Origin of the sequence: Mycetocola zhujimingii (assembly GCF_003065425.1) — a bacterium.
GTDB classification, from domain to species: Bacteria; Actinomycetota; Actinomycetes; order Actinomycetales; family Microbacteriaceae; genus Mycetocola_A; species Mycetocola_A zhujimingii.
Window position 1 is genome coordinate 1975266 of record NZ_CP026949.1, and the last position, 12619, is coordinate 1987884.

16 protein-coding genes, 1 tRNA gene and 1 other RNA gene are annotated in these 12619 nt (G+C 64.0%); 7 read left to right on the forward strand and 11 right to left on the reverse strand.

Translation table 11 applies throughout. The features are described from left to right. The first annotated feature begins 180 nt into the window (after positions 1-180). Positions 181-369, forward strand: coding sequence for a hypothetical protein (locus tag C3E77_RS09405; RefSeq protein WP_108391400.1), 189 nt, complete (start codon positions 181-183; stop codon positions 367-369). A 116-nt stretch (positions 370-485) separates the two neighbouring features. Next, entirely contained in the window at positions 486-1022 is a 537-nt protein-coding gene (locus C3E77_RS09410) for a hypothetical protein (protein ID WP_108391401.1), read from the forward strand. Positions 1023-1084: 62 nt separating this feature from the next. On the opposite strand, the gene C3E77_RS09415 is transcribed toward C3E77_RS09410, so the two are convergent. Then, the gene (locus tag C3E77_RS09415) at positions 1085-1309 is read right to left on the reverse strand and encodes a PLDc N-terminal domain-containing protein (protein WP_108391402.1); all 225 of its coding nucleotides are present in this window, start codon (positions 1307-1309) and stop codon (positions 1085-1087) included. Between the two features lie 117 nt (positions 1310-1426). Further along, positions 1427-1502 (reverse strand) — tRNA-Lys (locus tag C3E77_RS09420). Positions 1503-1613: 111 nt separating this feature from the next. Here C3E77_RS09420 and C3E77_RS09425 point away from each other — a divergent pair. From C3E77_RS09425 to C3E77_RS09435, 3 genes are read left to right on the forward strand one after another with little or no spacing between them, the layout of a single operon-like run. Next, entirely contained in the window at positions 1614-2408 is a 795-nt protein-coding gene (locus C3E77_RS09425) for an inositol monophosphatase family protein (RefSeq protein WP_108391403.1), read from the forward strand. A gap of 38 nt (positions 2409-2446) precedes the next feature. Continuing rightward, complete coding sequence (locus C3E77_RS09430) at positions 2447-3220, forward strand: lysophospholipid acyltransferase family protein (RefSeq protein ID WP_108391404.1); 774 nt, start codon at positions 2447-2449, stop codon at positions 3218-3220. A gap of 23 nt (positions 3221-3243) precedes the next feature. Then, positions 3244-3957 carry an alpha/beta hydrolase gene (locus C3E77_RS09435; RefSeq protein ID WP_232528816.1) on the forward strand — a complete coding sequence of 238 codons (714 nt, stop codon included), beginning with the start codon at positions 3244-3246 and terminating at the stop codon, positions 3955-3957. An 18-nt stretch (positions 3958-3975) separates the two neighbouring features. Here C3E77_RS09435 and C3E77_RS09440 read toward each other — a convergent pair whose 3' ends face one another. Both C3E77_RS09440 and ssrA read right to left on the reverse strand, forming a co-directional pair. Then, entirely contained in the window at positions 3976-4263 is a 288-nt protein-coding gene (locus C3E77_RS09440; RefSeq protein WP_108391406.1) for a hypothetical protein, read from the reverse strand. A 103-nt stretch (positions 4264-4366) separates the two neighbouring features. After that, positions 4367-4742: a transfer-messenger RNA gene (gene ssrA / locus C3E77_RS09445) on the reverse strand. A gap of 176 nt (positions 4743-4918) precedes the next feature. On the opposite strand from ssrA, the gene C3E77_RS09450 reads away from it, so the two are divergent. Next, the gene (locus tag C3E77_RS09450) at positions 4919-5608 is read left to right on the forward strand and encodes an SIMPL domain-containing protein (RefSeq protein WP_108391407.1); all 690 of its coding nucleotides are present in this window, start codon (positions 4919-4921) and stop codon (positions 5606-5608) included. Here the strand turns inward: C3E77_RS09450 and C3E77_RS09455 are convergent. The 5 genes from C3E77_RS09455 to prfB all read right to left on the reverse strand — a co-directional run bounded on the left by C3E77_RS09455 (position 5605) and on the right by prfB (position 10070). Further along, entirely contained in the window at positions 5605-6342 is a 738-nt protein-coding gene (locus tag C3E77_RS09455; RefSeq protein WP_108391408.1) for a tyrosine-protein phosphatase, read from the reverse strand. The genes C3E77_RS09450 and C3E77_RS09455 overlap by 4 nt on opposite strands. Continuing rightward, positions 6342-6818 (reverse strand): SsrA-binding protein SmpB, encoded by a 477-nt coding sequence (gene smpB, locus C3E77_RS09460; protein ID WP_108391409.1) that lies wholly within the window; start codon positions 6816-6818, stop codon positions 6342-6344. The genes C3E77_RS09455 and smpB overlap by 1 nt, the downstream gene beginning before the upstream one ends. Positions 6819-6924: 106 nt before the next feature. Then, positions 6925-7839, reverse strand: a complete 915-nt coding sequence (ftsX, locus tag C3E77_RS09465; protein ID WP_108391410.1) for a permease-like cell division protein FtsX — start codon at positions 7837-7839, stop codon at positions 6925-6927. Continuing rightward, positions 7836-8876, reverse strand: a complete 1041-nt coding sequence (ftsE, locus tag C3E77_RS09470; RefSeq protein ID WP_108391411.1) for a cell division ATP-binding protein FtsE — start codon at positions 8874-8876, stop codon at positions 7836-7838. Before ftsE ends, ftsX begins: the two co-directional genes overlap by 4 nt. Positions 8877-8960: 84 nt before the next feature. Beyond that, a complete protein-coding gene (gene prfB / locus C3E77_RS09475; protein ID WP_108391412.1) occupies positions 8961-10070 on the reverse strand; it encodes a peptide chain release factor 2 in 1110 nt (369 codons plus the stop codon). Positions 10071-10127: 57 nt separating this feature from the next. Here prfB and C3E77_RS09480 point away from each other — a divergent pair, with 57 nt between their 5' ends. Beyond that, complete coding sequence (locus tag C3E77_RS09480) at positions 10128-11402, forward strand: MFS transporter (protein ID WP_108391413.1); 1275 nt, start codon at positions 10128-10130, stop codon at positions 11400-11402. Between the two features lie 2 nt (positions 11403-11404). On the opposite strand, the gene C3E77_RS09485 is transcribed toward C3E77_RS09480, so the two are convergent. Further along, positions 11405-11746, reverse strand: coding sequence for a hypothetical protein (locus tag C3E77_RS09485; RefSeq protein WP_108391414.1), 342 nt, complete (start codon positions 11744-11746; stop codon positions 11405-11407). Next, the gene (locus C3E77_RS09490; RefSeq protein ID WP_108391415.1) at positions 11743-12549 is read right to left on the reverse strand and encodes an SDR family oxidoreductase; all 807 of its coding nucleotides are present in this window, start codon (positions 12547-12549) and stop codon (positions 11743-11745) included. The genes C3E77_RS09485 and C3E77_RS09490 overlap by 4 nt, the downstream gene beginning before the upstream one ends. Between the last annotated feature and the right edge of the window lie 70 nt (positions 12550-12619).

A 12619-nucleotide genomic window follows, 5' to 3' on the forward strand; every position in this document is an offset into this window, starting at 1 on the left:
CACTGATTCGTGGAGGCCAACGCTACCAGCCGGGCCCAATCACGACTCCGGGGAGGATTGGGGCGAACAATTATGGTAAGCGCCCGATCGGCCGGATATTGCACAGGGCGCCACGTTGTCAAGCGTGTCACCGGGGCAGGCAATAGTCGCTACCGTTGTCGCAAACGGAGGGAATCCCACATGCGTAAGTACGTCATGAACATCAGTGTCCTAAGCGCCATCGCCGGCGCGTTTTCACTCATCCGGACCTCGAAGAGCGCCCCGCGCGACTGGCGCCTGGTCTTGTTGTGGGTCGGCTGGCTCGTCACGGTTGCCAACGCTGTGGCAATGGTGAGCGAAAAGTCGGACCAGAAGAAGCTGAAGGCCTAGCCCAGAGGCTCTCTTTACCCCGGCATCCGGGGCGTGTCGGCGTGTCAGGCGGGCGACTGGGGCGGGTCAGGTCCACACTGGAGCTATCACTCGCACCAGTACCAGGGAGACCGCACATGTTTGGTCGACGCCGACACCGCGCTCGCGCACAGGTTGCCCTTCCGACGCCCGTCGAGGCGCCGACTCCCACCCCTCAGCTCTCCGAGGAGCAGCTGTTCGACGTGGTGCGGGATCGCCTCGACGAGTTTTTGGGCGCCCAGGGTGAATGGACCCTCGTACGGCGTTCCGCGGGCGATACAGACGAGTTCTTCCAGAGCATGACTGCGTTCTCCGTCGCTCGCGACGTCACATCGTCGATTCTTGCGACGGCACGCGGCGAACTCGCAGGGGCAAAGACGGCCGAACAGGCCTCGACAGTGACGCTCTCCGACTTTGTCGGCTTTGGAGCATCGGCTCTCCAGCCCGCTACGGTCAGCTCCACCGACAGCGACGAGTTCGTGACTCGTCCGGTCGCCGACCAGGTCACCTTCGAGCTCAACGCCATCGCCGTGTGGGCCGACCCGCAGCGCCACGATCCCGGCCATGTCAGCCCGGATCTCGTGACCCCGCCAGCCGCTTCGATCGCTTCGGCCTCACAAACCCACGCTTCCTGACCGTCTGGTTCGACTCCACCGCGTGTGCGGCTGGCAGGCTGGCAATGGAACCAGACAGCTGATTAACCGTCCTGACGACGGCCACGCACGAAATACGCGATGGGTCCAATCCAGTTCACAGCGATCACGGCTGCCCAGAGTGGCTTCGGTCCGTTGATCTCTGCCGCGGGCCGCTTGGCGAGATCTGCCCAGGCCGCCGCCGCCAGCGCGACCTGAACCGATCCCCCGACGACCACAGCGATCTTCCGCCCGAGGCTGAGGCTGCTGAACTTCAGATCTTTTTTCATCGCGGTTCTCCTCTTTGACCATGACGGAAACTCCGTCGCTCCAGCTTGACGGCATCCGTACGTCGACACAATCGCGCGCACAAAAAACCCCGACCATGTGTCATGATCGGGGCTATCTGGTGCACCCCCCGGGACTTGAACCCGGAACCCACTGATTAAGAGTCAGTTGCTCTGCCAATTGAGCTAGAGGTGCGTTTCTCGTTCGAAACTCGCGCTTCGAACCGTGGAAAACAATAGCACGCGTTGAGCCCCCGAGCGAATCGAGGGGGCCTCAGCATTTCGGGCCGCCGGTATCGTAGGTGCCATGACGACTCCCCCGATCTCGCTCGCAGACGACCTCGCCCTGGCTCTCCGCCTTGCGGATGCCGCTGATGCCATCTCCCTGTCACGTTTTCGTTCCGCAAACCTCGAGATTTCAACAAAACGGGATGCAACACACGTGACGGATGCTGACCTTGCCGTCGAGCGAGCTCTCCGTGACATTCTGGCGGCCGAACGCCCCGACGACGGCATCCTCGGTGAGGAGTACGGTACAGCGGGCTCCACCGCGCGGCAGTGGATCATCGACCCCATCGACGGCACAGCAAACTTTCTCCGTGGCGTGCCCAACTGGGCGACCCTCATCAGCCTCGCCGTCGACGGGGTTCCGGTCGTCGGCGTCGCGAGCGCTCCGGCGTTCCGCAAGCGCTGGTGGGCGCAGGAAGGCGCAGGAGCGTGGCTCGCCGAGGACGGCACCGAACCCCGGCGGCTCTGGGTCTCCGGGGTTGAGAAACTCGAAGACGCGTCACTGAGCTTCCAGAGCCTCAGTCAGTGGGATGAGGCGGGTTACCTCGACCAGCTCGTCTCGCTGACGCGTCAGGTCTGGCGGGACCGGGCATACGGCGATATGTGGTCGTACGGACTGCTGGCCGAAGGGCTCATCGACATCGTGGGCGAGTTCGACGTCAAGGAGTACGACATCGCTCCGTTCGCGATCCTCATCCGCGAGGCTGGCGGTCGGTTCAGCGCCATCAACGGGGAGAACTCGATCGCCGCACGCAGTTCGCTCGCGACCAACGGCATACTGCACGACGAGGTCCTGCGCAACCTCGGACACTGAGCAGGCTGGTTAACAACACCTGCCTCTACTATTCCTGTATGAGAACGCTCCCCAGTGAACCCGTCTACAGCACAGCCGTCGCGGTCGGCAAGACCATTTTCGGCGGCTTGGGCCTGAAGCGCATTGTCACCGGGGCCGAGAACATTCCGGCTACCGGGGGCGCGATTCTCGCGATCACCCACTTCGGGTACATGGATTTCGCACTCACCGAGTGGATGGTGTGGGATCGCACTCGGAGGCGCGTTCGCTTCATGGCAAAGAAGGGCGCTTTCGACAAGCCCGTGGTCGGCTGGCTGTTGCGGGGCATGAAGCACATCTCGGTTGACATGTCGGCGGGAGCCGAGGCGTACTCCAAGGCGATCGGCGCACTGAAGGCCGGCGAGATGATCGGCGTGTTTCCCGAGGCAGGCGTCAACACCTCGTTCACCGTGCGCGAGTTGAAGACCGGCACGGTACGCATGGCCGCCGAGGCCGGGGTGCCCGTCATTCCGATCGCTGTCTGGGGCGGCCATCGCCTTCTCACCAAGGGCAGGAAGCCCACGCTCCGCGAAGCGTTCCGCACCCCCATCAGATACACCGTCGGTGAACCGATCCACGTGGATGCCTCGTCCGATGTCCGCGAAAGCACGCTGGCTCTTCGGGTGACCATGCAGGCCCTGCTCGACGAGGCTCAGGCTTCATACCCGGCCGACGGCAACGGTGCGTGGTGGCAGCCCGCCCACCTGGGCGGAACCGCGCCCACCCCTGAGGAAGCCGCGATCGCCGAGGCCGAGCGACAGAAGCGCAAAGCAGCCGAGGCCGCGCGCAAGTGACGTCGGCGAGGCGACTGGGGCGGGTGGCACTCTGGGTGCTTGCCGCCATCGTGCTCGCCGGAGTGATCGGAGCGGTGTGGCTCCACCAGGTGATGGCCGGAGACCGGGATCGAGCGCTCGAGGCCTGGCAGAACGACGCCATCGAGATCACCGACACCGAAACGGGAATCGTCATGGAGCCAGCCTCGGGGGCCACCTCCACGGGACTGGTCTTCGTGCCGGGGGCGAAAGTCGATCCGTACGCCTACCTCTACAAGCTGTCGGGAATCGTCGAGAACGGCACCACAGTGGTGATTACGAAACCGACACTCAACCTCGCCTTTGCCGACCTCAGGCCCCTCGACGCATTCACCACCAACGCCCCGCGGATCGACGAGTGGTTCGTTGGTGGACATTCCCTCGGCGGGGTCAAGTCCTGCCAGTATGCATCCGACACTTCCGTCGCGGGTCTCGTGTTCTTCGGCAGTTACTGTGCGACCGACCTCTCAGGCACGGATCTCCCGGTTCTGAGCTACGTCGCGCAGAACGACGGACTCAGCACGCCGCAGAACATCGAGGATGCCGCTGGCTTGCTCCCCGCGGACACGATCACCGTTGAACTCCCCGGTGCGAACCACGCGGACTTCGGCGACTACGGTGTCCAGCCGGGTGACGGCGAGTCCACCGTTGACGACTCCGACGTCAGGGATGCCATCACCGATGAGTTCCAGGCCTGGCTGGACGCGCTGGAGCCCTGACGCCCACCGCGCGAATTCTCAGCGCCGAACGGATGCCAGTCTTCCCGATCCGAAGAACAGCGGTGGCGCCCAATAGTGCACCGGCTCCGGCGACTCGGCATCGATGACCGTTGTGGCGTGCCCGAACTTCCACAGCCGGTTGAACAGGAAGACCGTCACCTCCGTTGGGCCCTCCTCCGACAGCTGCCAGGTACCCGTTCCCCACTGCGCCGGCTGCCCGCGGCCGTTGAAGACCACGGTCGGCCTCGGGAACCAGCCCACCCTGGGCTTGTGAAGCGTGAGTTCAAGTCGTCGGGTCTCGGCCATCCTCCCAGCTAACCACGAATATCCCGCTGGCGATTCCGGGGCACAAAAAAGGGCCACCAGCCGGTGGCCCTTCTGTGTTCAGCAACGCGTGATAGCAATTCGATGGTGGAGATGCGGGGAATTGAACCCCGGTCCACTGCTGTGGTCGTGTGCCTTCTACGGGTGTATCCAGTGAAGACGTTCTACTCGGCTCCGGAATTTGCCACTGGCACCTACTCCGACAAGCCCAGCCTCAGTTTGAGTCCCTCTACGCCCTGAGACGAAACGTAGAAGCAATCTCTCTAAATGGCGCCAGGATCCGGGTAGAGAGCATTCCCGGTCTGACGGACTTCTTTAGTGCGCTCGCTTAGGCAGCGAGGGCGAAGTCAGTGCGCTTTGAATTGGCACTTATTGTTTTCCAGAGATCGTTAACGAGATAACCCTGGATCCTCGACCCGCTTCTCACAGTTGCGCAGGCAGTGTCGAAACCGATCATCCCCATGCGAATCGTGTGCTTCGCCCTGCGTGCAGAACGAGCCTCGAAGTGAATCACTATCACGCGCTGTTGAGTTGTAAAACCGGGAGACCCGGCGCTTGCTGCATCTTCCGATCCAGCTTTCCAGTATACCTCGCGAACGAGCACGCCGGAAATGATTTCGGCTTGTATTCTCGCAGCATGAGCACAGAAGCGCACAACACCGCCGACCCGACAGTGATCGCCGTTCGAGGCGAAGCCTGGATCGAGGTGCCACCGGAGCGTGCCAGGGTCAACATCGTGATCGAGGTGGACGGAGCTGACAAGACCGATGTCGAACGCCGCGCGTCCGACGCGCGAAACGTGTGTATCGACGCCGCTCAGGCTGGCCATGACCCGGTAAACGGACCGATCACCGACTGGGCCGCCGGCCAGCTTCAGGTCTGGAGCCAGCGGCCATGGAACGCCGATGGCGTCCAGCTCCCGCTGGTATTCCATTCACGGTCGACGCTGTCAGCCACGTTCTCCGATCTCGAGGCGGTCGGCCCCTGGATCGACGCGGCGACTCACGATGGCGCGGTCGCTCTCGCGGGAATCGACTGGAGCATCACCGACAGCACGCGGCGCGAACTCGAGGAAGGGTGCCAGCGGGACGCCGTCCGGAACGCCGTCTCAAAGGCATCCGTTTATGCCTCATCGCTCGGACTCGGGAGCGTGCGTCCCACCGAGATCGCCGAACCTGTGGTGCTCGGCTCGCCAGACGCAGAGTTCGGTGCCGTGAGCAGGATGGCGCTTGCCTCTGCCCCGGGGACTCCGACCGGCTTCGCGCCAGAGCCGATACGCATCCACGTGGCGGTCAACGCCAGGTTCGAAGCGCGACCGGCGGATTAATCCTGCTCGACGAGAGCGCTTCGCAGTCGGCCGAGTTCGTTGAGGGTGAACCCTGCGCCGAGCAAATACTGGCGAACCGAGCCATGTTCGGCTTCGAGCTCATCCAGGACTTCGTCGAGCACCTCGCCGGGGCTTCCGCCCATGAGAACACGGAGCTCGGGCGTCTCGGTGCCCCCGTGCTCAACGATGATCGAGATCATGTTCTCGAGCCACTCACCGCTCAGGTTCTCTTCCGATCGGGCGTAGTCCTCGACCACGAGACGCCGGTCGACACCGACAGCGAGCAGGGCGAGTGCGACGACAACGCCCGTGCGGTCCTTGCCCGCCGTGCAGTGGATCAGAACCGGATGCTCCTCCATCGCCAACAGCTCGCGAAGAGCCCTGGCCACAACGCCCGAGTGCTGGGTGAGAATACGGCGGTAGAGCGTCGCCAGGCTCACGGCCGCTTCACCCTGCGACGCACCGGATCCCTCGAATAACGGCAGATGCACCCTGCGGACATCGAGCCCGTCGAGGTCGTCGGGCATGACCCTGACCTCGAAGTCGTCGCGCAGGTCGATGACCACGCCGACTCCGAGATCACGAACGTCCTGTTTGCCGTCGTCGCCGAGCCGGTAGAGGCCGTCGGAGCGAAGCAGGCGGCCGTATCTCACCCGCCCGTCCAGGGTCGGATAACCGCCGACGTCGCGAAAGTTGTACGTGCCGTTCACCGTCAACTTCGGTGCGATCGTCACTACTCCCCCAGGTGGTTCTTTGCCGCGATTGCCCTGGCTGCCTCGCGCGTTGCTTCACGCTCACGCAGCGTCTGGCGCTTGTCGTATTCCTTCTTACCCTTGGCGATGGCTATTTCAACCTTCGCCTTGCCATCGCTGAAGTACAGCTTGAGCGGGATGATCGTGTATCCGCCCGGTGCAACCTTGTGGCTGATCTTCAGGATCTGCGCCTTGTGCAGCAGCAGCTTTCGCTTGCGCCGCGGCGGGTGGTTGTTCCAGGTGCCGCCGGTGTACTCGGGGATGTGGACAGCGTCGAGCCAGGCTTCGCCGCCCTCGATGAAGGCGTACCCGTCGACGAGCGACGCGCGACCGGCGCGCAGTGACTTCACCTCGGTACCGGTGAGCACCAGCCCGGCCTCATAGGTGTCTTCGATGAGGTAGTCATGGCGCGCCTTGCGATTGGTGGCCACAACGTTTTGACCACGTTCCCTGGGCACGAGCTACTCCGTTGTTTGTTGTGAGCGGATGCTATGCCCCGCGTGAAACCGCCGAACCTGTTGCCCGGCAGCCCATCAGTCTAACAACACGATCTGCCCGTGCACGCTAGATCTTCAGATACCGCTTGATCGCAAAGTTGGCCGAGAGCGCGGCCAGCACCATTCCGACGACGAGCAGGAGCGGCACAACAACGATGGCGTCGGAGATGCCCACGAAGTTGACGAACGGCATCATCGGCGCAAGATAGCCGTCGATGAAGAAGTACACGATGGCGATGACCGCTCCCCCGGCCAGTACCGAGCCGATCACCGCGGAGAAAACTCCCTCGAGGATGAACGGGGTCTGGATGAACCGGTTCGACGCACCAACCAGGCGCATGATCCCGATCTCCTTGCGGCGAGAGTATGCCGATAGCCGGATCGTGGTTGCGATGAGCAGCACGGCGGCGACGAGCATGAGCGCCGCGATGCCGATCGCCGTGTAACTGGCGACGTTGAGCACCCGGAAGATGGCGTCGAGGTACTGGCGCTGGTCTGTCACTTCCTCAACACCCGGGGTCCCCGAGAACGCTTCGACGAGCACCTCGGACTGCGACGGGTCCTTGAGGTTGACCCAGTAGGTCTCGTTGAGCTGCTCGGGCGACACCAGCTGTGCGAGCTGGTTGCCCTCGAACTGCTTCTGGAAGTTGTCGTATGCCTGCTGGTGGTCTTCGAAGTAGTTCTTGTCGATGAACGGAGAGAGGGTCTCAGACTCGAGCTGGCCGAGAACCCCAGCCTTCTGCTCGTCGTTGGCGGCGCCAGCCGTGCAGGTCTCGGCCTGCGAATCGCCGGTGCAGAGGTAGATGGCGACCTGCGCCCGGTCGTACCAGTAGTTCTTCATCTGGCCGATCTGCATCTGCAGCAGCACGGCGGTTCCCACGAAGGTGAGCGAGATAAAGGTGACGAGGATGACAGAAATCACCATCGAGACGTTGCGGCGGAGCCCGGTTGTTGCCTCCTGCCAGATGAGCGAGAGCCTCATTTGACCGGACCCACGTTCTGTTCGTCGCCTGTCTCCGGGTCGACGGTACCCCGAAGTCCCAGCCGCTCCGCGAGGGAGAGGTGCTCGGTGAGGTCGCTCGTCGTTTCCTGACGGGGCAGTGCGATGGCGCCTGTCGCGTTCGCGCCGGCTCCGGCGTCGGCGGTATCGCTGACGGGTGCAGGTGCGGAGCGGGATGGAGCTGGGCCGGTCGCCACGGCATCCGGTGTTGAAATCAAAATCTGGTGGGCTTTCGTTTCTGCGTCGGCTTCTGCGGCGGCTTCGCGCACTTCCTGACGGGCTTTCTTGGCCGACTGCCCCTTGGCGACGGCGGGCCTGAGCTCAGGCACGACTCCGGTGGTGCCGTAACCGCCCTCACGTTCGTCGCGGACGATGACGCCGTCGACGAGTTCGATCACGCGGCGCTGCATCTTGTCGACGATGCCCGCCTCGTGGGTTGCCATCAGCACTGTCGTACCGCCGGCGTTGATGCGCTCGAGAATCTGCATAATGCCCGCGCTCGTAGCCGGGTCGAGGTTTCCCGTCGGCTCGTCGGCGAGCAGGATCTGCGGCTTGTTGACCACGGCGCGCGCGATCGCGACGCGCTGCTGCTCACCACCCGAGAGCTCGTGCGGCAGCCGGTCGGCCTTGGTCTCAAGTCCGACCATCTTGAGCACGTCGGGAACGGCCTCCTGCACATAGCCGCGCGACTTGCCGATCACCTGAAGCGTGAACGCGACGTTCTGGAACACCGTCTTGTTCGGCAGCAGGCGGAAGTCCTGGAACACCACTCCGAGGTTCCGACGGAAGTATGGGATCTTCCGGCTCGAGATCGACCCGAGGTCGTTGCCGAGGACGAAGATCGACCCGTCCGTCGGCTTTTCCTCTTTGAGGATCAACCGCAGGCAACTCGACTTTCCTGAACCGGACGCACCGACGAGGAAGACGAATTCTCCCTTGGCGATTTCCAGGTCCATGCTGTCGATTGCCGGACGCTTGGTACCGGAGTATTTCTTCGTAACGTTCTCAAACCGAATCATGACCTCTTGAGCCTAGGCAGCGATCCGGGCATTGCCGGCATGACACGCCTGCCGGGCAGGACTCGGCTCCGAGGCCGGGTCCGGCTAGCTGTCGACGGGCTGCTTGCGCCAGCGGATGCCCGCGGCGATGAAACCGTCGAGGTCACCGTCGAAGACGTTCTGCGGGTTGTTCACCTCGAAGTCGGTGCGGAGGTCCTTGACCATTTGGTACGGCGCGAGCACGTAGGAGCGCATCTGGTCGCCCCAGCTCGCCGTGATGTTGCCGGCGAGTTCCTTCTTCTTCGCGTTTTCCTGTTCACGCTGCACGAGGAGAAGGCGCGACTTGAGCACGCGCATGGCTGCGGCGCGGTTCTGGATCTGGCTCTTCTCGTTCTGGCAGCTCACGACGATTCCGGTCGGCAGGTGAGTGATGCGCACAGCGGAGTCCGTGGTGTTGACGGACTGACCACCGGGGCCTGACGAACGGAACACGTCGACGCGGATGTCGTTGTCGGGGATGTCGACCTCTTCGGTCTCGGCCATCAACGGAACGACTTCGACGGCAGCGAAGCTGGTCTGGCGCTTCCCCGCCGAGTTGAACGGGCTCATCCGCACGAGACGGTGTGTGCCCGCCTCAACGCTGAGCGTTCCAAAGGCATACGGCGCGTCGATCTCGAACGTTGCGCTCTTGATTCCCGCTTCTTCGGCGTAGCTCGTGTCGAGCACTGTCGCCTTGTACTTGTGCTGCTCAGCCCAGCGCAGGTACATCCGGAACAGCATGTCAGCGAAGTCAGCAGCATCGACTCCGCCGGCTCCCGCACGGATGGTGACGACCGCCGGCAGCGGGTCGTACTCACCGTTGAGCAACGTCTGCACCTCGAGGTTGCCGATCTGCTTCTGCAGGTCGGCGAGTTCAGTGCGCGCTTCGGCGGCAGAGTCTTCATCGCCCTCTGCATTGGCCAGTTCGATGAGCACCTCGAGGTCGTCGAGTTGCTGCTCGATCGCGACGATCCGGGCGAGCTCCGACTGTCGGTGGCTGAGCGCGCTGGTGATCTCCTGCGCTTTCTCGGTGTCGTCCCACAGGTCGGGAACACCGGCCTGTGCACTGAGGTCGGCGATCTCGGCGCGCAACCCGTCGAGGTCGACAACCTCACGGATGTCGTTGAAGGTCGCGCGGATGGAGGCGATTTGGGCACTCAGGTCTAGATCTAACATGTCAAGCCCAGCCTACCTTCGGCACGGCATCCGTTCGCGGGCATACACTGAAAAGTGATGACAGAGAAGAAGACCGACGAGTTCTCGTTCCGCGGTGTCGCTGTCGTCGTCTTCCTCCCCACCCTGTTGTTTTCCATCGGTGAGGGCGCGCTGATCCCGCTGATTCCCGCGGCGGCAACCAACCTCGGCGCGAGCCTCGCGATAGCCGGCGTGATCTCCGGCATGGTGATGATCGGTGAACTCGTCGGTGACATCCCGAGCGGCTGGCTCGTTCACAAGATCGGGGAACGCGTCGCCATGATCGGCGCAGCGGCCGTCTCGGTCCTCGCGGTACTCGGAGCCGTCCTCGCACCGAACGCATGGATCCTTGCCGCATCCATCTTCGTACTCGGGCTTTCCACCGCCGTGTTTGCCCTCGCCCGGCACGCGTTCATGACGAGCTATGTCCCGATCCAGTACCGCGCTCGGGCTCTGTCGACCCTCGGCGGCGTCTTCAGGGCCGGCCTCTTCATCGGCCCCCTTCTCGCGGCCCCCGTGATTCACTTCACCGGCGGTACACAGGGCGCGTTCTGGATCATGGTGATCTCGTGCCTCGCCGCCGTCGTGATCCTCATCCTGCTTCCTGACCCCGAGTCGATGTTCGGTCACGCCCGCCGCTCCCCCTCGGCCGACGGGATCGACGAGACCGCGGCTGATGAGACGGCAGCACCGCAGAACCCTGGCCTGTTCACCACCATCTGGACCTTCCGCGGGGTTTTGCTCCGCATGGGCTCCGGCGCGGCCATGATCTCGGCAATGCGCGCCGCCCGCACTGTCATCCTTCCGCTGTGGGCAGTCAGCCTCGGCGTGAGCGAGGTGAACACCGCGCTCATCATCGGCATCGCCGGTGCCGTCGATTTCGCCCTGTTCTATGCGAGCGGGCAGATCATGGATCGATTCGGCCGCATGTTCAGCGCCATTCCCTCGATGACCGGACTCGGCCTGGGGATGCTCGTGCTCGCGTTCACCCACGACGCACCAAACGCCGTTGCGTGGTTCATCGCTGCGGCCGGCATCCTGTCCGTTGCGAACGGCATTGGCAGCGGCATCCTCATGACGCTCGGTGCCGACCTTGCCCCCGTTGGCCGGCCCGCGCCGTTCCTCGGCGCCTGGCGCTTCACTGGAGACGTCGGTGCGGCCGCCGCGCCGCTCGTGGTCGGTGGACTCACGGCCGCGGTCTCCGTGTCATTCGCCTCCGGCCTGATCGGGGTGGTCGGCATCCTGGGCGCGGTTCGGCTGGCGAGGATCATGCCTCGATACCTCAAGCCGCGCCCTGGACGCCGATTTCCCTGATCTCAGCGGAGCGATTCGGCCTGGATGCTGCTCACGAGAAAGACCGCGAGCAGGCCGACCACGGCGATCCCCACGAAGAGCGACGCCATCATGGCGAGCCGTGCGCGCCCGGCTCCGATGCGGAATCGCGCGACCAGCAACCCAAGAAACAGCAGTACCACGAGTCCGATGCCCACTCCGGCGATCATCGCATTGAGCGCGAGCATCGGTACGAGTACGGCGATGACGACGGCGCTCATGATCGCGCCGGTCACGATCCAGATCGCGCCGGTCGAGGTTTGAAGGGCGGGCTGGTTGCGGACCCGCGTCGGGTCGTCCTCCGGTCGGTTACGTGGATCTGTCACTGTGAGTCCGCATCCCGCCAGGTGTCGTTCTCCAAGTGCGAACCGGCCTGCGGACCCATCTGCAGCATGCCGCCGTCGACGACCCATGACGCGCCGGTGACATAGGCCGATGCCGGAGACGCCAGGAAAGCGATAACCGAAGCCACCTCACGAGCGTCGCCTGGCCGGCCGAGCGGAATGCCCGGGCGGGACGTACCCCGTGGGTCCTCATCGGTTTGCCCGGTCATCGGCGTCGCGATCTCACCGGGAGCGACAGCGTTGGCCGTAATGCCGTACTGCCCAAGCTCGAGCGCAACAGTCTTGATCAGCCCGCCGAGCCCGTGCTTCGCGGCGTCGTACGCGGCGGAACCGACACGCGGCTGGTGTTCGTGCACGCTCGTCACACCGATGATCCGGCCACCGTTGCCAGCGGCGACCATCCGACGCGCGGCACGCTGGATGCAGACGAATGCTCCGTCGAGGTCGGCGGCCATGGTGTGCCTCCAGTCCTCGAGCGGCATCTCCAGAAACGGTCCGTTGTCGCCGGTGCCTGCGTTGTTCACGAAAACGTCAAGCCCGCCGAGTTTGTCGGCGAGCGCGTCGACGGCGTCGCCGACCCCATCGAGGTCTGTCGTGTCCAACCGGGCCGTGATGGCCTCCCGCCCGAGGTTCCGCACCTCGCGCGCGGTCTCCTCCGCGCCTTCTTCGTCACTGTGCCAGGTCACCCCGACGTCCATCCCCGCTTCGGCGAGCGCGACAGCCGTCGCGCGGCCGATTCCTGAGTCGGCTCCCGTAACAATCGCGAATCGTGGCTCAAAGCTCATCAAGCTGCTCCTTCGGTCGGGCACGCACGCCGAGTGCGTGCGGGGTCGACCTCTACGCAACACCGCCCGT

What these genes read in the sequence shown, in the direction of transcription:
- C3E77_RS09405 (WP_108391400.1), top strand. Translation starts at nt 181, where the DNA reads ATGCGTAAGTACGTCATGAACATCAGTGTCCTAAGCGCCATCGCCGGC.
- C3E77_RS09410 (WP_108391401.1), top strand. Translation starts at nt 486, where the DNA reads ATGTTTGGTCGACGCCGACACCGCGCTCGCGCACAGGTTGCCCTTCCG.
- C3E77_RS09415 (WP_108391402.1), bottom strand. Translation starts at nt 1,309, where the DNA reads ATGAAAAAAGATCTGAAGTTCAGCAGCCTCAGCCTCGGGCGGAAGATC.
- C3E77_RS09425 (WP_108391403.1), top strand. Translation starts at nt 1,614, where the DNA reads ATGACGACTCCCCCGATCTCGCTCGCAGACGACCTCGCCCTGGCTCTC.
- C3E77_RS09430 (WP_108391404.1), top strand. Translation starts at nt 2,447, where the DNA reads ATGAGAACGCTCCCCAGTGAACCCGTCTACAGCACAGCCGTCGCGGTC.
- C3E77_RS09440 (WP_108391406.1), bottom strand. Translation starts at nt 4,263, where the DNA reads ATGGCCGAGACCCGACGACTTGAACTCACGCTTCACAAGCCCAGGGTG.
- C3E77_RS09450 (WP_108391407.1), top strand. Translation starts at nt 4,919, where the DNA reads ATGAGCACAGAAGCGCACAACACCGCCGACCCGACAGTGATCGCCGTT.
- ftsX (WP_108391410.1), bottom strand. Translation starts at nt 7,839, where the DNA reads ATGAGGCTCTCGCTCATCTGGCAGGAGGCAACAACCGGGCTCCGCCGC.
- ftsE (WP_108391411.1), bottom strand. Translation starts at nt 8,876, where the DNA reads ATGATTCGGTTTGAGAACGTTACGAAGAAATACTCCGGTACCAAGCGT.
- prfB (WP_108391412.1), bottom strand. Translation starts at nt 10,070, where the DNA reads ATGTTAGATCTAGACCTGAGTGCCCAAATCGCCTCCATCCGCGCGACC.
- C3E77_RS09480 (WP_108391413.1), top strand. Translation starts at nt 10,128, where the DNA reads ATGACAGAGAAGAAGACCGACGAGTTCTCGTTCCGCGGTGTCGCTGTC.
- C3E77_RS09490 (WP_108391415.1), bottom strand. Translation starts at nt 12,549, where the DNA reads ATGAGCTTTGAGCCACGATTCGCGATTGTTACGGGAGCCGACTCAGGA.